A 24940-nucleotide genomic window follows, 5' to 3' on the forward strand; every position below is an offset into this window, starting at 1 on the left:
CCGCTTCCCCACCCCGTCGCTGCCCCGCGCGACCCGCATGGCGCTGCCCTCGTCCGAATCGCAGCCGTCGTGGACCGAGGCTCCCGCGCCACCCGTACCGGCTCGCGCCGAACCTCCGGAGCCGCCACGACCGGCTCAGCTCCACGAGGAGGTGGCGCCGGAACCGCCCACGCCGGTGCCCGTCCCCCGGGCCGGCGGCGGCCGGCTCTGGCAGGTGCTCGTCGGCGGCGCGGCCGTCCTCGTGCTGCTCGCGCTCTGCGGGCTCGGTGCGGCCGCCCTGCTCGCCGACCGCACCCCCACCCCGGACGTGACGCCGAGCTATCAGGCCGGCGCCAACCCGTCCCCCACGCCCGCCGGGGAGGGCACCCTCGACTCGCGGGACACCGATCAGGCGCCGTTGACCGCCAAGGAGGTCTTCGCCGGCAAGGAGCTCGTGCTCGAGGCCGGCCGGCCGGGGTACGACGTGCTGAAAACGCAGTCCAGCGCCAGCTGCACGGTCGCCGCCACCGACGAGATCGCCGACCTGCTGGTCCGGCTCGGCTGCGACCAGGTCGTACGCGGCACGCTCCGCACTCCCGACGGCGACCATCTCGTCACCACCGGCCTGTTCAACCTCACCGACCGGGCCAGCGCCGAGCGGGCCCGTGACCGCATCCGCCAGCTGTTGGACGAGCGGCAGGGCCGGTTCCGCGGCATGGCGGCCGGCGAGGACGCCGAGGCGATCGCGACCGCCCCCGCCCGCGTGGGCTGGCAGGTCCGCGGCCACTACCTGGCGTACGCCGTGGTCGCGCGCAGCGACGGCGGGGCGATCAAGTCCGGCGACGAGAAGGTCCGCGAGGTCCTCTACGACATGATCGAGCTACACCTCAACCGGGGCGTCCTCCAGCGGCGCGCCGACGGCGGCAGCGCGACCCAGGCGACGGCCGGCCCGTCCGCGACCACCGGCGGTCAGGACGGCGTGGACGAGTCGCCGAGCGACGACAGCTCGTCGGAGAGCAACGGGTCTGCGGACGACGAGGAGTCGCCGGACAACTGAGCCGGCTTCAGGCATCAGGCGGGTGCGCGGTCCTCGGGCCGGCACCCGCCTGTCGTCGGGCCGGCCGACTCCGCCACCGGCGGTCGGCCGGCCCGCCGCTGACCTGACCGCCGCCGGAGCGCACGCGGCCGGCACGGGTCGGGCCACCGGCCGATGCGGGTCGTTCAGGCCTCCGCGGGCACCCGCAGGCGGCGGGTGACCTCGGCGCGGCGCGCGTACTCGGCCGGATCCTCCGGGTAGCCGACGGCCACCAGGGTCAGCCCGTGCGCGGGCGCGACTGTCACGTCACCGGAGCGTTCGCGGCGGGAGAGCAGGCTCGCCGGCCACTCGGCCGGGCGCCGGCCGTCCCCGGCGACGAGCATGGCGCCGACCAGGCTGCGGACCATCGCCTGGCAGAACGCGTCGGCCTGCACCGTGGCGACCAGGAGACCGTCCGGCTCGCGCCGCCAGTCCAGCCGGGTCACCTCCCGCAGTGTGGTGGCGTTCTCCTTGCGGCGGCAGTACGCCGCGAAGTCGTGCTCCCCGACCAGGCCGGCCGACGCGGCGTTGAGCGCGGCCAGGTCGAGCGGTCGCGGCCAGGCCAGGGTCAGGTGGCGGTGGAGCGGCTCGGCGCCGTACGGGGCGTCGGTCACCCGGTACTCGTAGCGCCGGAACGTGGCCGAGAAACGGGCGTCGAACTCGGCCGGGACCTCGGTGATCGCCCGCACCCGCACGTCGCCGGGGAGCAGCCGGGCCAGCCGGCGCGGCAGAGTGGACTCCCGCTCCCGCCACACGTCGCTCGGCAGGTCCACATGGCACACCTGGCCGGTCGCGTGCACGCCGGCGTCGGTGCGCCCGGCAACGGTCAGTCCGACCGCGACGCCCGCGCCGAGCAGCAGGTCGAGCGCCTCGCCCAGTACGCCCGCGACCGTACGCCGGTCCGGCTGCACGGCCCAGCCGGAGAAGTCGGTCCCGTCGTACGACACGTCCAGCCGCAGCCGGGTGTGCCCGTCCACCCTCCACCTCCCGTCACGAAACGGGCCCGACACCCACAGGGGTGCCGGGCCCGACCAAAGCCCTGGATCAGGCCTTGTTCTCGTTGTTCTCCTCGATGGCGAGGTCGCTGTCCTCGCGCGACTCGACGGTGTCACCGGACGCCGAGACCGGCGGCTCGGCGTCCTGGTCGGTCGACTCGGAGCGCGGCGACTCCTCCTCGGGCGCGAGCGCCTCGACCTTGTCCTGCTGAGCGGCCTTGCGGGCAGCGGTCTTCTTGTTCGCCTTCGGCTCGGCGACCTGCAGCTCCTCGACCAGCTCGATGATCGCCATCGGCGCGGCGTCACCCTTGCGCGGCCCGGTCTTCACGATCCGGGTGTAGCCACCGTTGCGGTTGGCGTACCGAGGCGCGATCTGGTCGAACAGGGCGTAGACCACGTCCTTGTCCTTGACGACGGCGAGCACCCGACGCCGGGAGGCCAGGTCACCGCGCTTGGCCTTGGTGATCAGCTGCTCCGCGAGCGGACGCAGCCGCCGGGCCTTGGTCTCGGTGGTCTGGATCTTGCCGTGCTGGAACAGCGACGTGGCCAGGTTGGCCAGCATCAACCGCTCGTGCGCGGGGCTGCCGCCGAGGCGGGGACCCTTGGTGGGCGTGGGCATTCTCGGTGCTCCTCAGATGTGGCGGCAGCGCGATCTAGAGCTGCTCGGTCTCGCGGTAGTCGTCGGTGTCGTAGTCGGCCTCGCCGAAGGCGTCCACGACGTGCGCCGGGTCGAAGTTCGGAGCCGAGTCCTTCAGCCCCAGACCCATCCCGGCGAGCTTCATCTTGACCTCGTCGATCGACTTCTGACCGAAGTTGCGGATGTCGAGGAGGTCGGCCTCGGTACGCCCGATGAGCTCACCAACGGTGTTGATGCCCTCGCGCTTGAGGCAGTTGTAGGAGCGGACGGTGAGGTCCAGCTCCTCGATCGGCAGGGCCAGGTCCGCCGCCAGCTGAGCGTCCTGCGGCGACGGGCCGATGTCGATGCCCTCGGCCGTCTCGTCCAGCTCCCGGGCCAGCCCGAAGAGCTCCACGAGCGTGGAACCGGCGGAGGCCAGCGCGGTACGCGGGCCCATCGACGGCTTGGTCTCGACGTCGATGATCAGCCGGTCGAAGTCGGTCCGCTGCTCGACACGGGTCGCCTCGACGCGGTAGGTGACCTTCAGCACGGGCGAGTAGATCGAGTCGACCGGGATCCGGCCGATCTCGGCGCCCGCCTGCTTGTTCTGCGCCGCCGTGACGTAACCCCGGCCCCGCTCGACGGTCAGCTCCATGTCGAGCCGGCCCTTGCCGTTCAGGGTGGCGAGCTTCAGGTCCGGGTTGTGCACCGAGACGCCGGCCGGAGGCTGGATGTCCCCCGCCGTCACGTCGCCCGGGCCCTGCTTGCGCAGGTACATGCTGACCGGCTCGTCGTGCTCGGAGCTCACGCAGAGCTCCTTGATGTTCATGACGAGCTCGACCACGTCCTCCTTGACACCGGGGATCGTGGTGAACTCGTGCAGCACGCCGTCGATCTTGATCGACGTGACCGCGGCCCCGGGGATCGACGACAGCAGCGTACGCCGCAGCGAGTTGCCCAGGGTGTAGCCGAAGCCCGGCTCGAGCGGCTCGATGGTGAACCGGGAGCGGGTCTCGTTGATCGACTCTTCGGAGAGAGACGGTCGCTGGCTGATGAGCATTTCTTCTCTTCTCTTCCGGGACGCCCGCTATTTGACGCCCACGACACAAAGTGTTCCGGTGGCCCGCCCCGAGTGGGGCGGGCCACCGCAACGAGCTCTTACTTGGAGTAGAGCTCGACGATCAGCTGCTCCTGGACCTGGGTGTCGATCACCTGGCGGGCCGGGAGGGAGTGCACGAGGATCTTCATCTGGCTGGGGATCGCCTCCAGCCAGGCCGGCACCGACTTCGAGCCGGCCTCGGCCTGCGCCACGATGAACGGGGTGAGCTCCTTGCTCTTGCCCCGAACCTCGATGATGTCGTGCTCCTTCACCCGGAACGACGGGATGTCGACCTTCTTGCCGTTCACGGTGAAGTGGCCGTGCTTGACGAGCTGGCGGGCCATGTCGCGGGACTTGGCGTAGCCGGCCCGGTAGACCACGTTGTCGAGGCGCGACTCGAGGATCTGCAGGAGGACCTCACCGGTCTTCGCCTGCTTGCCCACGGCCTCCTCGTAGTAGCCGCGGAACTGCTTCTCGAGCACGCCGTAGACGCGGCGGGCCTTCTGCTTCTCACGGAGCTGGAGCAGGTACTCCGTCTCCTTGGTGCGGCCGCGGCCGTGCTGCCCGGGCGGGAACGGCCGGGACTCGAACGGGCACTTCGGGCCATCGCACTTGCTGCCCTTGAGGAACAGCTTCATCTTCTCCCGCCGGCAACGGCGGCAGTCAGCACCGGTGTAACGAGCCATCTCTCTCTACCTCTCAGACCCGACGACGCTTCGGCGGACGGCATCCGTTGTGCGGCTGCGGGGTGACGTCGGAGATCTGCCCGACCTCCAGCCCGACGGCCTGCAGCGAACGGATGGCGGTCTCCCGGCCGGAGCCGGGGCCCTTGACGAACACGTCGACCTTGCGCATGCCGTGGTCCATCGCCCGACGCGCGGCGGCCTCGGCGGCCAGCTGCGCGGCGAACGGGGTCGACTTGCGGGAGCCCTTGAAGCCCACCTGGCCCGCGGAGGCCCAGGAGATGACCGCACCGGTCGGGTCCGTGATGGACACGATGGTGTTGTTGAAGGTGCTCTTGATGTGCGCCTGCCCGTGGGCGACGTTCTTGCGTTCCTTGCGCCGGACCTTCTTGACGGCGGCTCCGGCACGAGCCTTCGGTGGCATAAGTCTGTGCGCTCCTGAATGGGTTCTGGCTTGTCGCCCCGTTGATTACGTAGACACCGGTTCCGGTTGGAGCCCGGCCTACCTCGGCGGAGAACGACCAGAATTCCGGTTAAAGAATTACTTCTTGCCGGGCTTCTTCTTGCCGGCGACGGTCCGCTTCGGGCCCTTCCGGGTCCGCGCGTTGGTCTTGGTCCGCTGGCCACGCACGGGCAGGCCCCGGCGGTGCCGGATACCCGCGTAGCTGCCGATCTCGACCTTGCGGCGGATGTCAGCGGCGACCTCGCGGCGCAGGTCGCCTTCAACCTTGTAGTTGCCCTCGATGTGGTTGCGGAGCTGGACCAGCTCCTCATCCGTGAGGTCCCGGGCGCGCTTGTCCGGCGAGATGCCGGTGGCGGCGAGCGTCTCCAGGGCGCGGGTACGGCCCACGCCGAAGATGTAGGTGAGCGCGATCTCCATCCGCTTCTCGCGGGGGAGGTCGACGCCGACTAGACGTGCCATGTGCGGGCGTGCTCCTCGTGATGTTGGCGGAGGTCTGACCCGCCCCACCCCGCTCCGACCCTCTCCTGTCCCCGGCGGTTCACGCCGGCGACCGGATGACGGCCGCTGCCCGAGCGGGCCCCGGCCTCCGACCGGGGGTCAACCACGAGGGAGTACGCCTGACGCGTACCGCTCGCGGCTGGGACGAGCATGTGCTGTGTGTGTTCTCCGGACCTGCGGCCCGGGCCGGTCCTCACCGACCGCTGTCGCGGCCGGGCGAGGCGTTCAGCCCTGGCGCTGCTTGTGGCGCGGGTCGCTGCAGATGACCATGACCCGGCCGTGCCGGCGGATCACCCGGCACTTGTTGCAGATCCTCTTGACGCTCGGCTTGACCTTCACGGTTGCCTTACTTCCCATCAGGGCCCGGTGACGCGCACGCGCGACCTCGGACGTCGAAGACGGACACGGGGACGTCCCGGCCGTCGTCAGGACTACTTGTAGCGGTAGACGATGCGCCCGCGGGTCAGGTCGTACGGCGAGAGCTCGACGACGACCCGATCCTCCGGCAGGATGCGGATGTAGTGCTGCCGCATCTTGCCGCTGATGTGAGCCAGCACCTTGTGGCCGTTCGCGAGCTCCACGCGGAACATGGCGTTCGGCAGGGGCTCGATGACCCGACCTTCGATCTCGATGGCTCCGTCTTTTTTCGGCATGTCCTCCGCTGTCCTGACGTCGGTTGCTCCGGACGGCCCACAACGTCTTACACGGGTGACTGATCAAAATCAGGTAGCCCGCGCCAGCCGCGGCTCCAGCACCCATCGAAGCGCTGATGGGCATGCCGGAGTGGACGCTGTGCGCCGATCAGTCAGTGTACGCCCGCCTGCGCGCCGCCGCCAAACCGACCACCAGCGGATTCCGCGGACGGATGAAAGCCGGGCCCGGGACGGGCCGACTACCGGCGCCGATCCCGCTTCGCCCGCTTGCGCTGCCGCCGGCGTTCCCGCTTCTCCAGCCACCGCTGCGGCTCCCCGCCGGCAAGACCACCGACGGTGCGGAACAGCAGGAGCAGGCCCCACGGGCCGGCCACCCAGCCGGGCCAGAAGTAGAGCAGCTCACCGGACGAGGCGGACGAAATCGCCCAGACGCCCAGCACCACCGGCACCACCTGGAGATACGGCATCCAGATCTGGAACAGCCAGCGGGCGGTCGCCGAACGGGCGTCCGGCGGCGTGCCGGCCACCACGGGCGCGGCGGCGGGCACCGACACCTGGGACCCCGCCGGGGGCGTGACCGGCGGCAGATCCGTCAGCAGCCCGTCCAGCTCCCCGTAGGTGCGAGCCCCGTAGGCCCGCTGGAGGCGCTCGTCGTACTCGTGCAGATCCAGGCGGCCCTCGTCCAACGCCAGCCGCAGCCGATCGGCCACCGCCTGGCGGTCGGCGTCGGCGGCCCGCATCTCGTTGCGCCCCTCCACGCCGCGAGCATGCCACGCGTACGCCAGTCGCACGAGCCCCGGCGACCGCACCTCCCGATCACCACCGCTCGACGCGGTGGCGGCGGAGATCGGCCGGGCGCGCGGGGTCAGGCCGTCGGCGAGTCGGCGGACTGCCGGGCCGTGACGAGTTCACCCAGCCGGGCCCGACCGCCGTCCTCGGCGGTAAGCACCCACACCCCGTCGGGCAGCAGCGCCATGGTGTGCTCGACGTGCGCCGCCATCGACCCGTCCCGGGTCACCACCGTCCAGCCGTCCGACAGCTCCACCGTACGGGGCGAGCCCATGGTGATCATCGGCTCGATCGCCAGCGCCATCCCGGCCACCAGGCGGGGGCCCTTGCCCGGCCGCCCGTGGTTGAGCACGTGCGGATCCTGATGCATCTCGGTGCCGATGCCGTGACCGCCGTAGCCGTCGACGATGCCGTACCGACCACCGCGGCGGACCGCCTCCTCCACCGCGTGCGAGATGTCGGTGAGCCGGCCCCGGCCACCGGCCGCCCCACGGGCCGCGGCGGCGATCCCGGCCCACATCGCGTCCTCGGCCACCTCGGCCATCCTGAGCAACGCCGGGTCGACGTCGCCGACCCCGACGGTGATCGCCGAGTCACCGTGCCAACCGTCGAGCACCGCACCGCAGTCGATGGAGATCAGATCGCCGTCGCGGAGCACCTGGCCGGCGGCGGGGATGGCGTGCACCACCTGCTCGTTGACGGAGGAGCAGATCGACGCCGGGAAGCCGTGGTAGCCCTTGAACGAGGGGACGGCCCCCGCCTCGCGGATCGTCGACTCGGCGATGGCGTCCAGGTCGGCCGTGCTGACCCCGGGAGCGACCGCCTCCCGCATCCGCCGCAGCGCCTCGGCAACCACCAGACCGGCGGCGCGCATCTTCACGATCTGCTCGGGGGTCTTCAGCTGGATGTCCAGCTGGGGACGACGCATGGAGCCATTACCTTTCGTTGCCGAGACAGCGGGGCACGCCGCACGTACCCCACTGTTCGCACTCTATCCACCGGCGAGCCGGCGAACCTCAGCCGCCGTACGACCGCAGGGCGTCGATGGCGCGGACGGTGACGTCCTCCACCGGGCCCGTGGCGTCGATCCCGACCAGCTTGCCCTGGGCACCGTAGTAGTCGACCAGCGGCGCGGTCTTGTCGGCGTACTCCCGGAGCCGGGTGGCGATGGTCTCCGGCTTGTCGTCGTCACGCTGGAACAGTTCGGCGCCGCACCGGTCGCAGATGCCCTCACGGGTGGTGGCGTCGAACTCGACGTGCCAGATCTTGCCGCAGCCCCGGCAGGTCCGGCGGCCGGAGAGCCGCCGGATCACCTCGTCGTCGTCGACGACCAACTCGAGCACCACGTCCAGGGCGGTGCCCAGGTCGGCGAGGAGCTTGTCGAGCGCGGCCGCCTGCGGCGTCGTACGCGGGAACCCGTCGAGCAGGAAACCCTCGCTGGCGTCTGGCTCGGCGAGGCGGTCCCGGACCATGTTGATGGTGACCTCGTCCGGGACCAGCTCGCCGGCATCCATGTACCGCTTCGCCTCGACGCCCAACGGGGTGCCCTGGGACACGTTCGACCGGAAGATGTCGCCGGTCGAGATCTTCGGCACCGCGAGGTGGGCGGCGATGAACTCGGCCTGTGTGCCCTTACCCGCGCCCGGCGGGCCAACCAAGACGAGTCTCATCTACCGCAGGAACCCTTCGTAGTTCCGCTGCATCAGTTGGCTCTCGATCTGCTTCACGGTCTCCAGACCGACGCCGACCATGATCAGCACAGCCGTACCACCGAACGGGAAGTTCTGGTACTGCTGGTTGTCGAGCCAGATGAAGAAGAAGTTCGGCAGGATCGAGACGATGCCCAGGTAGAGCGCGCCCGGAAGGGTGATCCGGCTGAGGATGAAGTCCAGGTAGTCGGCGGTCGGCTTGCCCGGGCGGATACCCGGCACGAACCCGCCGTACTTCTTCATGTTGTCCGCGACCTCGGTCGGGTTGAACGTGATCGAGACGTAGAAGTACGTGAAGAAGATGATCAGCAGGAAGTAGACCGAGATGTAGATCGGGCTGTCGGGCGCGACCAGGTTGTTCTGGATCCACGCCTGGGTCTTGCCCGGGTTCGTCTGGTCGAAGAACTGCAGGGCGAGCTGCGGCAGGTAGAGCAGCGACGAGCCGAAGATGACCGGGATGACACCCGCCTGGTTGACCTTCAGCGGGATGTAGGTCGAGGTGCCGCCATACATCCGCCGGCCGATCATGCGCTTGGCGTACTGCACCGGGATCCGGCGCTGCGCCTGCTCGATGAAGGTGACGGCGGTGATGACGACCAGGACCAGGGCGATGACGAGGAAGAACTTCCACCAGCCCTGAGAGTTCTTGATCTGCCAGCCCTCGCTGGGGAGGCGGGCGGCGATGGAGGTGAAGATCAGGACGGACATGCCGTTGCCGACGCCGCGGTCGGTGATCAGCTCACCGAGCCACATGACCACACCGGTGCCGGCGGTCATCGTCATGACCAGGACGCTCAGCGTCAGCCAGTCCGGGATGCCGACACCCTCGGGGATGATCGGGAACTGGTCGCAGCGGTTCTGGAAGAGCTGCCCGGAGCGGGCCAGCGCGACGAACGCCGAGGCCTGGAGGACACCGAGGCCGAGGGTCAGGTAGCGGGTGTACTGGGTGATCTTCGCCTGACCGGCCTGGCCCTCCTTCCGCAGCTGCTCGAGCCGCGGGATCACCACGGTCAGGAGCTGCAGGATGATCGACGCGGTGATGTAGGGCATGATGCCCAGCGCGAAGACTGACAGCTGCAGCAGCGCCCCGCCCGAGAACAGGTTGAGCAGGTTCAGCACGCCGGTCGTGTCACCCTGGATGGAGTCGAGGCACTTCTGCACGTTGCCGTACGAGACGCCTGGGCTGGGCAGGGTGGCGCCGAGCCGGTAGATCGCGATGATGCCGACTGTGAACAGCAGCTTCTTGCGCAGGTCAGGCGTACGGAACGCACTGAGAAAGGCGGACAGCAACTTCTTCCTCCTGCGCGAGGCGGGCCGCCGGTTGTCCCTGGCGGTTCGGGGTGGGTGCCGGGCGAGTGCCCGATATCCATGGCTGGGAAGGGACTCTAACAGCCCAATCCCGGTCCGGGCAGATGTGCCCGGCTACATAAACCGAATCCGATATTACTGGGCGCACACGTCCCAGGTAGACCATGGCGCCCGCCAGTTGGTCACAACTGGACGGGCGCCATGGGTCACATGCCTTACAGCTCGGTGACCGAGCCACCGGCGGCGGTGATCTTCTCCTTCGCCGACGCGCTGAACGCGTGCGCCGACACCTGAAGGTTCACCCCACCGAGGTCCCCGGTACCGAGAACCTTCACCGGCTGGCCCTTGCGGACCGCGCCGGCGTCGACCAGCTCCTGCGGGCCGACCTGGCCGCCGTTCGGGAAGAGCTCGGCGAGCCGCTCCAGGTTGACCACCTGGAACGTCACCTTGAACTTGTTCTTGAAGCCCTTCAGCTTCGGCAGTCGCATGTGGATGGGCATCTGCCCACCCTCGAACGCGGCCGAGATGTTCTTCCGGGCCTTCGAACCCTTGGTACCGCGGCCGGCGGTCTTGCCCTTGGAGCCCTCACCGCGACCCACACGGGTCTTCGCGGTCTTGGACCCCGGCGCCGGGCGCAGGTGGTGGACCTTGATCGTCATTACTCGACCTCCTCGACCTTCACGAGGTGGCTCACAGTGAAGATCATGCCGCGGATCTCGGGCCGGTCCTCCTTGACCACCACGTCGTTGATCCGCTTGAGACCGAGCGAGCGCAGCGAGTGCCGCTGGTTCTGCTTGGTCCCGATCTCGGATCGGACCTGGGTGACCTTCAGGCGTGCCATCAGGAGGCCACCCCCGCCCGCGTCGCCAGCATGGCGGCCGGCGCGACGTCCTCCACCGGCAGGCCACGACGGCTGGCGACGGCCTCCGGCGACTCCAGCGCCTTCAGGGCCGCCACGGTGGCGTGCACGATGTTGATCGGGTTCGACGAGCCGAGGCTCTTGGAGAGCACGTCGTGGATGCCCGCGCACTCCAGCACGGCGCGCACCGGCCCACCGGCGATGACACCGGTACCGGCCGAGGCCGGCTTGAGCAGCACGACACCGGCCGCGTCCTCACCCTGCACCGGGTGCGGGATCGACTGGCCGATCCGCGGCACCTTGAAGAAGTGCTTCTTGGCCTCCTCGACGCCCTTGGCGATCGCCGCGGGCACCTCCTTGGCCTTTCCGTAGCCCACGCCGACGGTGCCGTCGCCGTCGCCCACGATCACCAGGGCGGTGAAGCTGAAGCGACGACCACCCTTCACGACCTTGGCGACGCGGTTGATCGCGACGACCCGCTCGAGGTGCGGGGTCTTCTCGACGGGCGCGTTTCCGCGGCCGCCCTCACGGCGGTTGTCGCGGCGACCACCCTCGTTGCCACCGGACCCGCCGCCACGGCGCTGTTGACCTGGCATCAGCAGCCTTCCTTCTCTCTCGTGACGGGGTTACTAGAACTCGAGCCCGGCTTCGCGGGCGGCATCGGCGAGCGCGGCGACCCGCCCCGCGTACCGGTTGCCGCCGCGGTCGAAGACGACCTTGGAAACGCCGGCGGCCTTGGCCCGCTCGGCGAGCAGGGCGCCCACCTTGCCGGCGAGGGCGCTCTTGTCGCCCTCGGCACCGCGCAGCGAAGCGTCCATCGTCGACGCCGACGCCAGGGTGTGACCCTTGTTGTCGTCGACGACCTGGGCGACGATGTGCCGCAGCGAACGGGTGACGACCAGGCGCGGACGCTCGGCCGTACCAGTGACGTTCTTGCGGACCCGGAAGTGCCGACGCGCACGCCCGACGGCGCGCTTGGCGGCGACGCCGCGGCGGCGCTTGAGCAGCGTGGCGCTCACTTCTTACCTGCCTTTCCGGCCTTGCGGCGGATGACCTCGCCCTGGTACTTGATGCCCTTGCCCTTGTAGGGCTCCGGCGGGCGGATCTTCCGGATGTTGGCGGCGATCTCGCCGACCTGCTGCTTGTCGATCCCGGCGATGTGGAACAGCGTCGGGCGCTCCACCGTGAAGGTGATGCCGTCCGGCGCGGTCACGACGACCGGGTGCGAGAAGCCGAGCGCGAACTCGAGGTCCTTGCCCTTGGCGGTCACCCGGTAACCGGTGCCGTTGATCTCCAGGCTCTTCCGGTAGCCCTCGGTGACGCCGACGATCATGTTGGCGACCAGGGTACGGCTGAGGCCGTGCAGTTCCTTCGACTTGCGCTCGTCGTCGGGGCGGTTGACGGAGAGCTGGCCGTCCTCGCTCCGCTCGACGCTGATCGGCTCGGCCAGGGTGTGCGCCAGCTCGCCCTTCGGGCCCTTGACCTTGACGGTCCGCCCGTCGATCGTGACGTCGACGCCGGACGGCACCGGGATCGACTTACGTCCAATACGCGACATTTCTACCTGTCTCCCGTTACCAGACGAAGGCGAGGACTTCCCCGCCAACGCTCCGCTTGCGGGCCTGCCGGTCAGTGAGCAGCCCCTGGGACGTCGAAATGATCGCCACGCCCAGTCCGCCGAGCACCCGAGGGAGCTCGCCCGACTTGGCGTACACCCGCAGCCCGGGCTTGGACACCCGCTTGATCCCGGCCAGGCTCCGCTCCCGGTTCTGGCCGTACTTCAGCTCGACGGCCAGTCGCTTGCCGACGGCGCCCTCCTCGGGCTCCTCGACCGACCAGGTGGCGATGTAGCCCTCGGCCTTCAGGACCTCGGCGATGTTCGCCTTGATCTTGGAGTAGGGCATCGTCACCCGGTCGTGGTACGCCTGGTTGGCGTTACGCAGACGCGTGAGCATGTCTGCGATCGGGTCGGTCATCGTCATGGATTTCGTCAACCTTTCTCGCCGGGGTTCCCGCGAATCGGCCGCAGGCCTACGGCGAAGAGACAGTGCAGCTGACGCGCGGAGCGCGCCGGGCTATTACCAGGAAGCCTTGGACACGCCGGGCAGCTCACCGCGGTGGGCCATCTCCCGGATGCACACCCGGCAGAGACCGAACTTGCGGTAGACCGCCTTCGGACGCCCGCACCGCTGGCAGCGGGTGTACGCGCGAACCGAGAACTTCGGCTTCGCGGCCGCCTTGAGGATCAGCGCCTTCTTGGCCATCTCAGTTCTCCTTGAACGGGAAGCCCAGGAGCTTGAGCAGCGCCCGGCCCTCGTCGTCGGTCGTGGCGGTGGTGACCACCGTGATGTCCATGCCCCGCTGGCGATCGATCTTGTCCTGGTCGATCTCGTGGAACACCGACTGCTCGGTCAGGCCGAACGTGTAGTTGCCGTGCCCGTCGAGCTTGCGGCCGTCGAGACCGCGGAAGTCACGGATACGCGGCAGCGCGATCGAGAGCAGCCGGTCCAGGAACTCCCACATCCGGTCGCCGCGGAGGGTCACCTTCGCGCCGATCGGCATGCCCTCGCGGAGCTTGAACTGCGCGATGGACTTCGTCGCCCGCCGCACCTGCGGCTTCTGGCCGGTGATGGTGGCCAGGTCGCGGACGGCGCCGTCGATCAGCTTGGCGTCCCGAGCGGCCTCGCCGACACCCATGTTGACGACGATCTTGACCAGCCGCGGCACCTGCATCGGGTTGCCGTAGTCGTACTGCTCGCGCAGCTTGGCCACGATCTCGTTGCGGTACCGCTCCTTGAGGCGCGGAATGGTGTTGGTTTCGGTAGCCGTGGTCATCAGAGGTCCTTACCGGTGCTACGCGCGATGCGGACCTTCTGGCCGTTCTCGTCGATCCGGTAGCCGACACGGGTCGGCTTGCCGTCGGAGTCCAGGACCATCACGTTCGAGACGTTGATCGGGGCCTCCTGGGTGACGATGCCACCAGTCTTGGCGCCGCGCTGGGTGGTGCTGATGCGGGTGTGCTTCTTGACCCGGTTCACGCCCTCGACCAGGACCTTGTCCTGCCGCGGGTAGGCCGCGATGACCTTGCCCTTGGCACCCTTGTCCTTGCCGGCGATGACGACGACCGTGTCGCCCTTCTTGACCTTCACGGTCACAACACCTCCGGCGCGAGGGAAATGATCTTCATGAACCGCTTGTCCCGCAGCTCCCGACCGACCGGGCCGAAGATACGGGTACCGCGCGGGTCGCCACCGTCCTTGATGATGACGGCGGCGTTCTCGTCGAAGCGGATGTACGACCCGTCCGGACGCCGCTTCTCCTTGACGGTGCGAACGACGACCGCCTTGACGACGTCGCCCTTCTTCACACCGGCACCCGGGATCGCGTCCTTGACGGTGGCCACGATGACGTCGCCGATGCTCGCGTAGCGCCGACCGGAGCCACCGAGAACCCGGATGCACAGGATCTCCCGGGCACCCGTGTTGTCGGCGACGCGCAGTCGCGACTCCTGCTGAATCACGTCTATCTCCTATGTCTGCCGGTTCTCCGGCCGCCGCAGCGGCCGGAGCCTGGCGGAACCCGCGCCCGACGCGACGTCGGGCGAGCTCGAAGCCTTCGCTACTTGGCCTTTTCCAGGATCTCCACGAGCCGCCAGCGCTTGGTGGCGGAGAGCGGCCGGGTCTCCATGATCAGGACCCGGTCGCCGATGCCGGCGCTGTTCTGCTCGTCGTGCGCCTTGAGCTTGCTGGTACGGCGCATGATCTTGCCGTACAGCGCGTGCTTGACGCGGTCCTCGACCTCGACGACGACGGTCTTGTCCATCTTGTCGCTGACCACCAGACCCTCGCGGACCTTGCGGCGGCCCCGAGTGGCGGCGGTGGTGGTGTTCTCGCTCATCCTGCAGTCACCTCAGTCGGCGCGGCCGAGAGCCCCAGCTCGCGCTCGCGCATGATCGTGTAGATCCGGGCGATCTCCCGACGGATGACCTGCAGCCGCCGGTTGTTGTCCAGCTGACCGGTTGCGGCCTGCACGCGGAGGTTGAACAGCTCCGCCTTGGCCTCCCGCAGCTTCGTGACCAGCTCCTCCTCGGAGAGCTCACGCAGCTCGGCGGCCTTAACGCCCGCTGCCATCAGGACTCACCCACTTCGCGCGTCACAATGCGGCACTTCATCGGGAGCTTGTGGATCGCACGACGCATCGCCTCTCGCGCGATCTGCTCGTTCGGGAAGGACATCTCGAAGAGAATCCGTCCCGGCTTGACGTTGGAGACCCACCACTCGGGCGAGCCCTTACCGGAACCCATCCGGGTTTCGGCCGGCTTCTTGGTCAGGGCCTGGTCCGGGAAGATCGTGATCCAGACCTTGCCGCCACGCTTGATGTGACGGGTCATCGCGATACGCGCCGACTCGATCTGCCGGTTGGTCACGTACGCCGGCTCGAGAGCCTGGATCCCGAACTCGCCGAACACCACCCGGTTGCCACCCTTGGACGCGCCGTGGCGGTCCGGGTGGTGCGGCTTGCGGAAGCCCTTCGGGGGCTTGCGCGGCATCAGCATCTGTCAGCCCTCCTGCTGCGTTTCTGCCGCGGCGGCGACGGCGGCGGGATCCACCGCGTCACCACTCGGCGTCTCGGCCTGCTGCGCGAGCGTGGTCGCGGCAGCCCGGCCGGCCTCGGTACCGCCGGCAGTGGTGCCGGACGAACCCGACCGACCACGGCGCGGCCGCTCGGGCCGGTCGCCACGGTCACGGCGCGGGCGGGACGGACCGGCCTCGGCCGGGGCCTCCCGGCCCGGGACCGCGTCGCCCTTGTAGATCCAGACCTTCACACCGATCCGGCCGAACGTGGTACGGGCCTCGAAGAAGCCGTACTCGATGTTGGCCCGCAGCGTGTGCAGCGGAACCCGGCCCTCGCGGTAGAACTCCGTCCGGCTCATCTCGGCGCCGCCGAGGCGACCCGAGACCTGCACCCGGATGCCCTTGCAGACCGGGTTCTTCATGGCCGACTGCATGGCCTTGCGCATCGCCCGACGGAAGCTGACCCGGCTGGAGAGCTGCTCGGCCACGCCCTGCGCGACGAGCTGCGCGTCCGACTCGGGGTTCTTCACCTCGATGATGTTCAGCTGGACCTGCTTGCCGGTCAGCTTCTCGAGCCGGCCCCGGATCTTGTCGGCCTCCGCACCCTTACGGCCGATGACGATGCCCGGCCGGGCGGTGTGGATGTCGACCCGGACCCGGTCCCGGGTGCGCTCGATGTCGACCTTGGAGATCCCGGCGCGCTCGAGGCCCTGGGACATCATCCGGCGGATCTTGACGTCCTCGCCGATGTAGTCCTTGTAGAGCTTGTCCGCGAACCAGCGGGACTTCCAGTCGGTCGAGATACCGAGTCGGAACCCGTGCGGGTGAACCTTCTGACCCATTACTCCGCGCCCTCCGTGTTGCTCTGCGTCTCGGCCGGCGCGGCCTTCTTCGCCGGAGCCGTCTTCTTCGCGGCCTTACGCGGCGTGGCCGGCGCGACGGCCTCGACCGCCACCGTGATGTGGCAGGTGCGCTTGCGGATCCGGTACGCCCGACCCTGCGCCCGCGGCTGGAACCGCTTCATCGTCGGGCCCTCGTCCACGTACGCCTCGCTGACGAGCAGCGCGTCGGGGTCCAGCCGCTCGTTGTTCTCCGCGTTGGCGATCGCGCTAGCGAGCACCTTGTACACCTGCTCGCTCGCAGCCTGCGGCGCGAACTGCAGCACCGTGAGCGCCTCCTTCGCGGGCAGGCCGCGGACGAGGTTGACCACCCGGCGCGCCTTCATCGGCGAGATGCGCACGTGCCGCGCAACCGCCCGCGCGCCCGGAAGCACCGGAGCGTCGCCCTTTCCTGGCATCGCTGTAACCCCTTGATCCTCTATCCGTATGCCCGCGGCGTCAGCGCCGACGGCTCTTCCGGTCGTCCTTCTCGTGACCCTTGAACGTGCGGGTCAAAGCGAACTCGCCGAGCTTGTGCCCGACCATCGCCTCGGTCACGAACACCGGGACGTGCTTGCGTCCGTCGTGCACGGCGATCGTGTGCCCGAGCATCTCCGGGATGATCGTCGAGCGGCGCGACCAGGTCTTGATGACGTTCTTCGTGCCCTTGTCGTTCTGCGTCTCCACCTTCTTCAACAGGTGGTCGTCGACGAACGGGCCCTTCTTCACGCTGCGAGGCATAAGTCAGCTCTCCTGTTAGCCGCGCTTGCGGGTGGCGTAGCGGCGGCGGACGATCAGCCGGTCACTCGGCTGGCCCTTACGGCGGGTGCGGCCCTCGGGCTTACCCTGCGGGTTGACCGGGTGGCGACCACCGGAGGTCTTACCCTCACCACCACCGTGCGGGTGGTCGACCGGGTTCATGGCGACACCACGGACGGTCGGGCGCTTGCCCTTCCACCGCATACGGCCGGCCTTACCCCAGTTGATGTTCGACTGGTCGGCGTTGCCGATCTCGCCGACGCTCGCCCGGCAGCGCACGTCGACCCGCCGGATCTCACCGGAGGGCATGCGCAGGGTCGCGTACGCGCCCTCGCGGCCGAGCAGCTGGATGCCGACGCCGGCCGAACGGGCCAGCTTGGCGCCACCGCCCGGACGCAGCTCCACGTTGTGGACGGTCGTACCGACCGGGATGTTGCGCAGCGGCAGGTTGTTGCCCGGCTTGATGTCGGCGCTCGGACCCGACTCGACGACGTCGCCCTGCTTCAGGTCCTTCGGCGCGAGGATGTAGCGCTTCTCGCCGTCGGCGTAGTGCAGCAGCGCGATGCGCGCGGTGCGGTTCGGGTCGTACTCGATGTGCGCGACCTTCGCCGGCACGCCGTCCTTGTCGACCCGCTTGAAGTCGATCAGACGGTACTGGCGCTTGTGGCCGCCACCGTGGTGCCGCGTGGTGATCCGACCGTGGGCGTTGCGACCGCCCTTCTTCGGCAGCGGAGCCAGCAGCGACTTCTCGGGCGTCGACCGGGTGATCTCGGCGAAGTCGGCGACGCTGGAGCCACGCCGGCCCGGCGTCGTCGGCTTGTACTTACGGATAGCCATTGTCTACACCCCTCAGCTGACCGGGCCGCCGAAGGCCTCGATACGGTCACCGTCAGCCAGCTTCACCATCGCCCGCTTGGTGTCCTTGCGCTTACCGAACCCCGTACGGGTGCGCTTGCGCTTGCCCTCGCGGTTGAGCGTGTTGACCGTCAGGACACGGACGTTGAAGATCTGCTGGATAGCGATCTTGATCTCGGTCTTGTTCGCGTCCGGGTGCACCAGGAAGGTGTACCAGTTGCGGTTCAGCTCGCTGTAGCTCTTCTCCGAGACGACCGGCGCCACGATGATGTCGCGCGGGTCGGCGATCGTGCTCACTTGCCACCCTCCTCGGTGGTCTCGGCGGGAACGCCGAGGAACTCGTCCAGGGCGTCCTTGGTGAAGACCACGTCGTCGGCCACCAGCACGTCGTACGTGTTCAGCTGGCCGGCCTCGATCAGGTGCACCCGCGGCTCGTTGCGCAGCGACACCCAGTTCAGCTCGTCGGTGCTGCTCAGCACGACCAGGACCCGCCGGGCCTCGGTCAGCTTGGCCAGCGTGGCCAGGGCCGCCTTGGTCGACGGCTTCTCGCCCGTGACGAACGCCTCGACGACGTGCACCTGGCCGGCGCGCGCCCGGTCGGAGAGGGCGCCACGCAGGGCGGCGGCCTTCATCTTCTTCGGGGTGCGCTGGCTGTAGTCGCGCGGCACGGGACCGTGCACCACGCCACCGCCGGCGAACTGCGGCGCGCGGATCGAGCCCTGGCGGGCACGACCGGTGCCCTTCTGCTTGTAGGGCTTCTTGCCGCCGCCGGCGACCTCGCCGCGGGTCTTGGTCTTGTGCGTGCCCTGCCGGGCCGCCGCCAGCTGTGCCACCACGACCTGGTGCATCAGCGCGACGTTGGCCTGCACGTCGAAGATGTCGGCCGGCAGCTCGACGGAGCCGCTCTTGGCGCCTTCGACGTTGAGGACGTCAACGGTGGTCACTTGGCCACACCGCCCTTCTTCGCCTTGGTCTTGGCCGCGGTACGGACCAGAACCACCGCGCCCTTGGGACCGGGGATGGCACCACGGACCAGCAGCAGGTTGTTCTCGGTGTCGACCGCCTGGACGGTCAGGTTCTGGACGGTGTAGCGCACGCCACCCATCCGGCCGGCCATCCGGGTGCCCTTGAAGACACGCCCCGGGGTGGCGCAGGCGCCGATCGAGCCGGGCGAGCGGTGCTTGCGCTCGACACCGTGGCTCGCGCGCAGACCGTGGAAGCCGTGCCGCTTCATCGGGCCGGCGTAGCCCTTGCCCTTGGTACGGCCGGTCACGTCGATCGAGACACCCGCCGGGAACTCCTCGACCGTGACCTCCTGGCCCAGCGAGTAGTCGGCGGCGTCGCTGGTGCGCAGCTCGACGATGTGCCGGCGCGGCGCGACCTCGGCCTTGGCGTAGTGGCCGCTGATCGGCTTCTTGACCTTGCGCGGGTCGATCGTGCCGTAGGCGAGCTGGACCGCGGAGTAACCGTCCTTCTCGGCGCTACGAACCTGGCTGATGACGCACGGGCCGGCCTCGACCACGGTCACCGGAACAACGCGGTTGTTGTCCCAGACCTGGGTCATGCCGAGCTTGGCGCCCAGGATCCCCTTAACTTGCCTGTCCATTTGTCCGGTCCCTACAGCTTGATCTCGATGTCGACGCCAGCCGGCAGGTCGAGGCGCATGAGCGAGTCGACCGTCTTGGGGGTCGGGTCGATGATGTCGATCAGCCGCTTGTGCGTACGCATCTCAAAGTGCTCGCGCGAGTCCTTGTACTTGTGCGGCGAGCGGATGACGCAGAAACGGTTGATCTCCGTGGGCAGCGGCACCGGGCCCGCGACCTGCGCCCCGGTACGCGTCACCGTCTCGACGATCTTCCGAGCCGAGGAGTCGACGACCTCGTGGTCATAGGCCTTGAGCCGGATGCGGATCTTCTGTCCCGCCATGGTGGCTTCTGTTCCTTCTCTCGATGCCGCTGTGTTGCGGGCGCCTGCACCGGCCGGTACAGGCCCACTTCGCCGACCCCCGCGGTCGGGCGTGTCGCGCCCTCGGGTCAGGCTCCGCCCCGGAGTCCGGAGCGGTCCGACCACGCGGTGGGTCATGACGCCGGGCGCGATATCGCAACCCGAACGCCGTGCGAGGGTGGTTGGCGGACGGGCCGCCAACCACCCCACGCTCGACTGTCCCACCGTCCGGAGGTTCGGGTCAGCCGAACACGGACGGCGAACTGCCGTTACGCAACCTGACTAGTATGCCGCATGGCCTGCGGCCGGTCTAATCGGGGTTACCTAGTTCACTTGATGATCTTGGTGACGAACCCGGCGCCGACGGTGCGGCCACCCTCGCGGATCGCGAACTTGAGGTTCTCCTCCATGGCGATGGGCTGGATCAGCTTCACCGTCATCGAGGTGTTGTCACCCGGCATGACCATCTCGGTGCCCTCGGGGAGGGTGACGACACCGGTGACGTCCGTGGTCCGGAAGTAGAACTGCGGACGGTAGTTCTGGAAGAACGGCGTGTGCCGGCCACCCTCCTCCTTGGAGAGGATGTAGACGGTCGCCTCGAACTCGGTGTGCGGGGTCGTGGTGCCCGGCTTGATGACCACCATGCCGCGCTCGACGTCCTCGCGCTTGATGCCACGCAGCAGCAGACCGACGTTCTCACCCGCGCGGGCCTCGTCGAGCAGCTTGCGGAACATCTCGATACCGGTGACGACCGTCTTCGTCGACTTCTCGCGGATACCGACGATCTCCACCTCCTCGTTCGGCTTGAGCACGCCACGCTCGGCGCGGCCGGTGACCACGGTGCCACGACCGGTGATCGTGAAGACGTCCTCGATCGGCATGAGGAACGGCTTCTCGGTCTCGCGCTCCGGCTGCGGGATCGCGGTGTCGACCGCGGTCATCAGGTCCAGGAGACGCTGGGTCCACTCCGGGTCACCCTCGAGGGCCTTCAGCGCCGAGACCCGGACGACCGGCAGGTCGTCACCCGGGTACTCCTGCGAGGAGAGCAGCTCGCGGACCTCGAGCTCGACGAGCTCCAGGAGCTCCTCGTCGTCGACCATGTCGCTCTTGTTGAGCGCCACGACGATGTACGGCACACCGACCTGACGGGCCAGCAGCACGTGCTCGCGGGTCTGCGGCATCGGGCCGTCGGTCGCCGCGACCACCAGGATCGCGCCGTCCATCTGGGCGGCACCGGTGATCATGTTCTTGATGTAGTCGGCGTGACCGGGGCAGTCGACGTGCGCGTAGTGCCGCGCCTCGGTCTGGTACTCGACGTGCGCGATCGAGATCGTGATGCCGCGGGCCTTCTCCTCCGGCGCCTTGTCGATCTCGTCGAACGGCGTGTACGGGTTCAGGTCCGGGTACTGGTCGTGCAGGACCTTGGTGATGGCCGCCGTCAGCGTCGTCTTACCGTGGTCGATGTGACCAATGGTGCCGATGTTGACGTGCGGCTTAGTCCGCTCGAACTTCGCCTTCGCCACTGGTGTCCTCCTGTGGACTGTTTGGTTCGTACGCCCGGCGCGCCGTTCGGCGCTTAGGACTCTGTCGACAGCCTTTCCGGCCTTCCGGCCGGAGAGCTTTTAGTGGGTTCTGCGGCGGTGAAGCCTACAGGCCCGGTCTCACACAGCTCGCCCGTGGTGGTCGCGGGCGGAAGGATCCTCCCGCGACCACCGACGTCTCATCAGCTCAGGTGAGCGTCACTCACCCGTGGCCTTGGCGATGATCTCCTTCGCCACGTTGGTCGGAACCTCGGCGTAGGAGTCGAACTGCATGCTGTAGCTAGCCCGGCCCTGGGTCTTCGACCGCAGGTCGCCGACGTAGCCGAACATCTCCGACAACGGCACCAGGGCACGGACGACGCGGGCACCCCCGCGCTCCTCCATCGCCTGGATGATGCCACGACGGGAGTTGAGGTCACCGATGACGTCACCCATGTTCTCCTCAGGAGTGGTGACCTCAACGGCCATCATCGGCTCGAGCAGCGCCGGGTCGGCCTTGCGGGCCGCCTCCTTCAGCGCCATCGAACCGGCGATCTTGAACGCCATCTCGGACGAGTCGACCTCGTGGTACTGACCGTCCACCAGGGTCAGCTTGACACCCACCAGCGGGAAGCCGGCGAGGATGCCGTACTGCATGGCGTCCTGGGCGCCCGCGTCCACCGAGGGGATGAACTCCCGGGGGATACGGCCACCGGTGACGGCGTTCGCGAACTCGTAGGTCGGCGAGTCGTTGTCCAGCGGCAGCGGCTCGACGCTGATGATGACCCGCGCGTACTGGCCGGAACCACCGGTCTGCTTCTTGTGGGTGTACTCGACCTTCTCCACCGTCCGGCGGATGGTCTCGCGGTACGCCACCTGCGGCTTACCGATGTTCGCCTCGACGTTGAACTCGCGGCGCATCCGGTCGACCAGGATGTCCAGGTGCAGCTCGCCCATGCCGGAGATGACCGTCTGGCCGGTCTCGTCGTCCAGCTTGACGCGGAAGGTCGGGTCCTCCTCGGCCAGCCGCTGGATGGCGGTGCTGAGCTTCTCCTGGTCGGCCTTGGTCTTCGGCTCGATGGCGACCTCGATGACCGGCTCCGGGAAGGTCATCGACTCGAGGATGACCGGGTTCGCCGGGTCGCAGAGGGTGTCACCGGTGGTGGTCTGCTTCAGACCCTGGACCGCGATGATGTCGCCAGCCTTGGCGGAGCTGCGCTCCTCCCGCTTGTTGGCGTGCATCTGGTAGATCTTGCCGATCCGCTCCTTGCGGTCCTTGGTGGAGTTGACCACCTGAGCGCCGGACTCGATCACACCGGAGTAGACCCGGACGTAGGTCAGCTTGCCGAGGTGCTTGTCGGTCTGGATCTTGAACGCCAGCGCGGAGAACGGCTCCGAGGTGGAGGGCTTGCGCTGCATCGGGGTCTCACCGTCGGTCGCGGTGCCCTCGATCGCCGGAACGTCCAGCGGCGACGGCAGGTAGTCGACCACGGCGTCCAGCATCGGCTGGATGCCCTTGTTCTTGAACGCCGAACCGCAGAGCACCGGGTTGGCCTTGCCGGCGATCGTGGCGCGCCGGACGGCGGCCTTGATGTCCTCGACGGCGATCTCCTCGCCCTCCAGGTACCGCTCCATCACCGAGTCGTCGACGTCGGCCAGGGTCTCCATCAGCTTCTCGCGCCACTCGGCGGCGGAGTCGGCCAGCTCGGCCGGGATCTCCTCGACCGCGTAGTCCTCACCCTTCTTGGTCTCTCCGCGCCAGGTGAGGGCGCGCATGCCGATCAGGTCGACGACGCCGATGTGCTCGGCCTCGGTACCGATCGGGATCTGGAGCACCAGCGGGGTGGCGTTCAGCCGGTCGATCATCATCTGCACGCAGCGGAAGAAGTCGGCGCCGGTCCGGTCGAGCTTGTTGACGAAGCACATCCGGGGGACGTTGTACTTGTCCGCCTGACGCCAGACGTTCTCGGTCTGCGGCTCCACACCGGCGACGCCGTCGTACACGGCGACCGCACCGTCCAGCACCCGCAGCGACCGCTCCACCTCGACCGTGAAGTCGACGTGACCGGGCGTGTCGATGATCTGGATCGTGTGGCCCTTCCACTCCGCCTTGGTGGCGGCGGAAGTGATGGTGATACCGCGCTCCTGCTCCTGCTCCATCCAGTCCATGACGGCAGCGCCCTCGTGGACCTCACCGATCTTGTAGGTGATACCGGTGTAGAACAGGATCCGCTCGGTGGTAGTGGTCTTACCGGCATCGATGTGCGCCATGATGCCGATGTTGCGTACGTTGGCGAGCGCGTCTGCGGCGGCCACTTCAATCCCTACTTATCGTCGTCTCGACTCAACTGGTGGCGGTTCCGGCGCCTGGTGGGCGCCGGAACCAGGGTGTTACCAGCGGTAGTGCGCGAAGGCCTTGTTGGACTCGGCCATCTTGTGCGTGTCCTCGCGCCGCTTGACGGCGGCACCGAGGCCGTTGCTCGCGTCCAGCAGCTCGTTCATCAGCCGCTCGACCATGGTCTTCTCGCGGCGGGCGCGAGAGTAGGTCACCAGCCAGCGCAGACCGAGGGTGGTCGCGCGGGCCGGCCGGACCTCGACCGGAACCTGGTAGGTCGCGCCACCGACACGGCGGCTGCGGACCTCGAGGGTCGGCTTGACGTTGTCCATCGCCCGCTTGAGCGTCACGACGGGGTCGGTGCCGGACTTCTCGCGGCAGCCCTCCAGGGCCGCGTACACGATGCTCTCGGCGAGCTGCCGCTTGCCGCGCAGCAGGATCTTGTTCACCAGCTGGGTGACCAGCGGCGAGTTGTACACCGGGTCAGCGACCAGCGGCCGCCGCGGAGCGGGTCCCTTACGCGGCATGTCAGCTCTTCTCCTTCTTCGCGCCGTAACGGCTGCGCGCCTGCTTACGGTTACGGACGCCCTGGGTGTCCAGCGAGCCGCGGACGATCTTGTAACGCACGCCGGGGAGGTCCTTCACACGACCGCCGCGAACCAGCACGATCGAGTGCTCCTGCAGGTTGTGACCGACGCCCGGGATGTAGGCGGTCACCTCGATCTGGCTGCTGAGCTTGACACGAGCGACCTTGCGCAGCGCCGAGTTCGGCTTCTTGGGGGTGGTGGTGTACACGCGGGTGCACACGCCGCGCCGCTGGGGAGACCCCTTGAGCGCAGGGGTCTTGGTCTTGGTCGTCTTGGCCTGGCGGCCCTTTCGGACCAACTGCTGAATGGTGGGCACCGGGTTTCTCCGCTCCCTTCGGCCGCTGCGAGGCGACCGCGCCGTCTGCTCGTTAGCCGGCCTGATGGACGGCTCTCCTACCTTCCAACCGGGGCCGCCTGATGGGGCCCCAGCACCCGCGGTCGGGCGTGTCGCCCGGTTCGCGGTCCCGGCGCGGGCTCTCGCGCGCTACCGGGGTCTGTCACCGGCACGCGGGTCGCCCCGATGCCGGGTCTTGGGCTTGTGTCGCGCCACCGCTCGATCTCCGGGGACACCGGCTCCGGCGCACGCACGAGTTGCCCGGGCTGGCCCGGGCACAAGGGGAAAGGGTACCTACCACAGCCGCCCAGGTCAAAACGGAGTGGTCCGCCGAACCACGCCGCCGCGGCCGTCGGGGTCTGTCCCGCCTGCGCACCCCTGATGGGCACCTACACGTCAAGTGTAGCGCTCCCCCGGGCGTACGGCCC

Annotated in this window: 38 protein-coding genes; 1 reads left to right on the forward strand and 37 read right to left on the reverse strand. The window is 68.7% G+C overall.

Features of this window, described 5'->3' with window-relative positions:
• A partial coding sequence (locus tag E1211_RS16770; protein ID WP_207915397.1) for a hypothetical protein occupies positions 1 to 1036 on the forward strand: 1036 nt, incomplete at its 5' end.
• A 164-nt stretch (positions 1037 to 1200) separates the two neighbouring features.
• Here E1211_RS16770 and truA read toward each other — a convergent pair.
• The 37 genes from truA to rpsL all read right to left on the reverse strand — a co-directional run bounded on the left by truA (position 1201) and on the right by rpsL (position 24494).
• Positions 1201 to 2031, reverse strand: a complete 831-nt coding sequence (gene truA, locus E1211_RS16775) for a tRNA pseudouridine(38-40) synthase TruA (protein WP_132349945.1) — start codon at positions 2029 to 2031, stop codon at positions 1201 to 1203.
• A 67-nt stretch (positions 2032 to 2098) separates the two neighbouring features.
• Entirely contained in the window at positions 2099 to 2668 is a 570-nt protein-coding gene (gene rplQ / locus E1211_RS16780; protein WP_132349946.1) for a 50S ribosomal protein L17, read from the reverse strand.
• A gap of 34 nt (positions 2669 to 2702) precedes the next feature.
• Positions 2703 to 3725, reverse strand: coding sequence for a DNA-directed RNA polymerase subunit alpha (locus tag E1211_RS16785; protein WP_120684293.1), 1023 nt, complete (start codon positions 3723 to 3725; stop codon positions 2703 to 2705).
• Between the two features lie 98 nt (positions 3726 to 3823).
• On the reverse strand, positions 3824 to 4450 hold the full coding sequence (gene rpsD / locus E1211_RS16790; protein ID WP_132349947.1) for a 30S ribosomal protein S4: 627 nt from the start codon (positions 4448 to 4450) through the stop codon (positions 3824 to 3826).
• Between the two features lie 13 nt (positions 4451 to 4463).
• Entirely contained in the window at positions 4464 to 4871 is a 408-nt protein-coding gene (gene rpsK / locus E1211_RS16795; RefSeq protein ID WP_076466649.1) for a 30S ribosomal protein S11, read from the reverse strand.
• A gap of 117 nt (positions 4872 to 4988) precedes the next feature.
• Complete coding sequence (rpsM, locus tag E1211_RS16800) at positions 4989 to 5369, reverse strand: 30S ribosomal protein S13 (protein WP_076466650.1); 381 nt, start codon at positions 5367 to 5369, stop codon at positions 4989 to 4991.
• Positions 5370 to 5633: 264 nt separating this feature from the next.
• A complete protein-coding gene (rpmJ, locus tag E1211_RS16805) occupies positions 5634 to 5747 on the reverse strand; it encodes a 50S ribosomal protein L36 (RefSeq protein ID WP_043965539.1) in 114 nt (37 codons plus the stop codon).
• Between the two features lie 92 nt (positions 5748 to 5839).
• A complete protein-coding gene (infA, locus tag E1211_RS16810) occupies positions 5840 to 6061 on the reverse strand; it encodes a translation initiation factor IF-1 (RefSeq protein ID WP_007073013.1) in 222 nt (73 codons plus the stop codon).
• Between the two features lie 239 nt (positions 6062 to 6300).
• On the reverse strand, positions 6301 to 6801 hold the full coding sequence (locus E1211_RS16815; protein ID WP_132349965.1) for a DUF1707 domain-containing protein: 501 nt from the start codon (positions 6799 to 6801) through the stop codon (positions 6301 to 6303).
• Positions 6802 to 6926: 125 nt separating this feature from the next.
• Positions 6927 to 7778, reverse strand: coding sequence for a type I methionyl aminopeptidase (gene map / locus E1211_RS16820; RefSeq protein ID WP_132349948.1), 852 nt, complete (start codon positions 7776 to 7778; stop codon positions 6927 to 6929).
• Between the two features lie 88 nt (positions 7779 to 7866).
• On the reverse strand, positions 7867 to 8520 hold the full coding sequence (locus tag E1211_RS16825; protein ID WP_120684288.1) for an adenylate kinase: 654 nt from the start codon (positions 8518 to 8520) through the stop codon (positions 7867 to 7869).
• Positions 8521 to 9849, reverse strand: a complete 1329-nt coding sequence (secY, locus tag E1211_RS16830; RefSeq protein ID WP_132349949.1) for a preprotein translocase subunit SecY — start codon at positions 9847 to 9849, stop codon at positions 8521 to 8523. It abuts the gene before it with no gap.
• Between the two features lie 233 nt (positions 9850 to 10082).
• Positions 10083 to 10526: a 50S ribosomal protein L15 gene (rplO, locus tag E1211_RS16835; RefSeq protein WP_132349950.1), complete on the reverse strand. Its 444-nt coding sequence runs from the start codon at positions 10524 to 10526 to the stop codon at positions 10083 to 10085.
• Positions 10526 to 10708 (reverse strand): 50S ribosomal protein L30, encoded by a 183-nt coding sequence (gene rpmD / locus E1211_RS16840; RefSeq protein ID WP_120684282.1) that lies wholly within the window; start codon positions 10706 to 10708, stop codon positions 10526 to 10528. Before rpmD ends, rplO begins: the two co-directional genes overlap by 1 nt.
• A complete protein-coding gene (gene rpsE, locus E1211_RS16845) occupies positions 10708 to 11322 on the reverse strand; it encodes a 30S ribosomal protein S5 (RefSeq protein WP_132349951.1) in 615 nt (204 codons plus the stop codon). The genes rpmD and rpsE overlap by 1 nt, the downstream gene beginning before the upstream one ends.
• Before the next feature lie 33 nt (positions 11323 to 11355).
• Positions 11356 to 11733, reverse strand: a complete 378-nt coding sequence (gene rplR / locus E1211_RS16850; RefSeq protein ID WP_371686163.1) for a 50S ribosomal protein L18 — start codon at positions 11731 to 11733, stop codon at positions 11356 to 11358.
• An 8-nt stretch (positions 11734 to 11741) separates the two neighbouring features.
• A complete protein-coding gene (rplF, locus tag E1211_RS16855) occupies positions 11742 to 12284 on the reverse strand; it encodes a 50S ribosomal protein L6 (RefSeq protein ID WP_132349953.1) in 543 nt (180 codons plus the stop codon).
• 16 nt (positions 12285 to 12300) lie between these two features.
• Positions 12301 to 12708 (reverse strand): 30S ribosomal protein S8, encoded by a 408-nt coding sequence (gene rpsH / locus E1211_RS16860; protein ID WP_120684274.1) that lies wholly within the window; start codon positions 12706 to 12708, stop codon positions 12301 to 12303.
• A 96-nt stretch (positions 12709 to 12804) separates the two neighbouring features.
• The gene (locus E1211_RS16865; RefSeq protein ID WP_007073023.1) at positions 12805 to 12990 is read right to left on the reverse strand and encodes a type Z 30S ribosomal protein S14; all 186 of its coding nucleotides are present in this window, start codon (positions 12988 to 12990) and stop codon (positions 12805 to 12807) included.
• 1 nt (position 12991) lies between these two features.
• The gene (rplE, locus tag E1211_RS16870) at positions 12992 to 13561 is read right to left on the reverse strand and encodes a 50S ribosomal protein L5 (RefSeq protein WP_132349954.1); all 570 of its coding nucleotides are present in this window, start codon (positions 13559 to 13561) and stop codon (positions 12992 to 12994) included.
• On the reverse strand, positions 13561 to 13881 hold the full coding sequence (gene rplX / locus E1211_RS16875; RefSeq protein WP_207915398.1) for a 50S ribosomal protein L24: 321 nt from the start codon (positions 13879 to 13881) through the stop codon (positions 13561 to 13563). Before rplX ends, rplE begins: the two co-directional genes overlap by 1 nt.
• Complete coding sequence (rplN, locus tag E1211_RS16880; protein ID WP_020520472.1) at positions 13878 to 14246, reverse strand: 50S ribosomal protein L14; 369 nt, start codon at positions 14244 to 14246, stop codon at positions 13878 to 13880. Before rplN ends, rplX begins: the two co-directional genes overlap by 4 nt.
• 98 nt (positions 14247 to 14344) lie before the next feature.
• A complete protein-coding gene (gene rpsQ / locus E1211_RS16885; protein ID WP_132349956.1) occupies positions 14345 to 14623 on the reverse strand; it encodes a 30S ribosomal protein S17 in 279 nt (92 codons plus the stop codon).
• Positions 14620 to 14856 carry a 50S ribosomal protein L29 gene (gene rpmC, locus E1211_RS16890; protein ID WP_012015118.1) on the reverse strand — a complete coding sequence of 79 codons (237 nt, stop codon included), beginning with the start codon at positions 14854 to 14856 and terminating at the stop codon, positions 14620 to 14622. The genes rpsQ and rpmC overlap by 4 nt, the downstream gene beginning before the upstream one ends.
• Positions 14856 to 15281 carry a 50S ribosomal protein L16 gene (rplP, locus tag E1211_RS16895; protein ID WP_076466663.1) on the reverse strand — a complete coding sequence of 142 codons (426 nt, stop codon included), beginning with the start codon at positions 15279 to 15281 and terminating at the stop codon, positions 14856 to 14858. Before rplP ends, rpmC begins: the two co-directional genes overlap by 1 nt.
• A gap of 3 nt (positions 15282 to 15284) precedes the next feature.
• Positions 15285 to 16142, reverse strand: a complete 858-nt coding sequence (rpsC, locus tag E1211_RS16900) for a 30S ribosomal protein S3 (RefSeq protein ID WP_132349957.1) — start codon at positions 16140 to 16142, stop codon at positions 15285 to 15287.
• A complete protein-coding gene (gene rplV / locus E1211_RS16905) occupies positions 16142 to 16597 on the reverse strand; it encodes a 50S ribosomal protein L22 (RefSeq protein ID WP_132349958.1) in 456 nt (151 codons plus the stop codon). Before rplV ends, rpsC begins: the two co-directional genes overlap by 1 nt.
• A gap of 40 nt (positions 16598 to 16637) precedes the next feature.
• The gene (rpsS, locus tag E1211_RS16910; RefSeq protein WP_132349959.1) at positions 16638 to 16919 is read right to left on the reverse strand and encodes a 30S ribosomal protein S19; all 282 of its coding nucleotides are present in this window, start codon (positions 16917 to 16919) and stop codon (positions 16638 to 16640) included.
• A gap of 15 nt (positions 16920 to 16934) precedes the next feature.
• Entirely contained in the window at positions 16935 to 17774 is an 840-nt protein-coding gene (rplB, locus tag E1211_RS16915; protein WP_132349960.1) for a 50S ribosomal protein L2, read from the reverse strand.
• Positions 17775 to 17786: 12 nt separating this feature from the next.
• Positions 17787 to 18089 (reverse strand): 50S ribosomal protein L23, encoded by a 303-nt coding sequence (rplW, locus tag E1211_RS16920; RefSeq protein WP_076466668.1) that lies wholly within the window; start codon positions 18087 to 18089, stop codon positions 17787 to 17789.
• Positions 18086 to 18736 (reverse strand): 50S ribosomal protein L4, encoded by a 651-nt coding sequence (gene rplD / locus E1211_RS16925; protein WP_132349961.1) that lies wholly within the window; start codon positions 18734 to 18736, stop codon positions 18086 to 18088. Before rplD ends, rplW begins: the two co-directional genes overlap by 4 nt.
• Positions 18733 to 19398: a 50S ribosomal protein L3 gene (gene rplC, locus E1211_RS16930; protein WP_132349962.1), complete on the reverse strand. Its 666-nt coding sequence runs from the start codon at positions 19396 to 19398 to the stop codon at positions 18733 to 18735. Before rplC ends, rplD begins: the two co-directional genes overlap by 4 nt.
• An 11-nt stretch (positions 19399 to 19409) precedes the next feature.
• The gene (rpsJ, locus tag E1211_RS16935) at positions 19410 to 19718 is read right to left on the reverse strand and encodes a 30S ribosomal protein S10 (RefSeq protein ID WP_007073037.1); all 309 of its coding nucleotides are present in this window, start codon (positions 19716 to 19718) and stop codon (positions 19410 to 19412) included.
• Positions 19719 to 20065: 347 nt separating this feature from the next.
• Positions 20066 to 21259: an elongation factor Tu gene (gene tuf, locus E1211_RS16940; protein WP_132349963.1), complete on the reverse strand. Its 1194-nt coding sequence runs from the start codon at positions 21257 to 21259 to the stop codon at positions 20066 to 20068.
• A 216-nt stretch (positions 21260 to 21475) separates the two neighbouring features.
• A complete protein-coding gene (gene fusA / locus E1211_RS16945) occupies positions 21476 to 23572 on the reverse strand; it encodes an elongation factor G (RefSeq protein ID WP_132349964.1) in 2097 nt (698 codons plus the stop codon).
• A gap of 75 nt (positions 23573 to 23647) precedes the next feature.
• Entirely contained in the window at positions 23648 to 24118 is a 471-nt protein-coding gene (rpsG, locus tag E1211_RS16950; protein WP_076466673.1) for a 30S ribosomal protein S7, read from the reverse strand.
• Position 24119: 1 nt separating this feature from the next.
• Positions 24120 to 24494 (reverse strand): 30S ribosomal protein S12, encoded by a 375-nt coding sequence (gene rpsL, locus E1211_RS16955; protein ID WP_007465318.1) that lies wholly within the window; start codon positions 24492 to 24494, stop codon positions 24120 to 24122.
• Between the last annotated feature and the right edge of the window lie 446 nt (positions 24495 to 24940).

Source organism: Micromonospora sp. 15K316, assembly GCF_004348525.1.
Lineage (GTDB): Bacteria > Actinomycetota > Actinomycetes > Mycobacteriales > Micromonosporaceae > Micromonospora.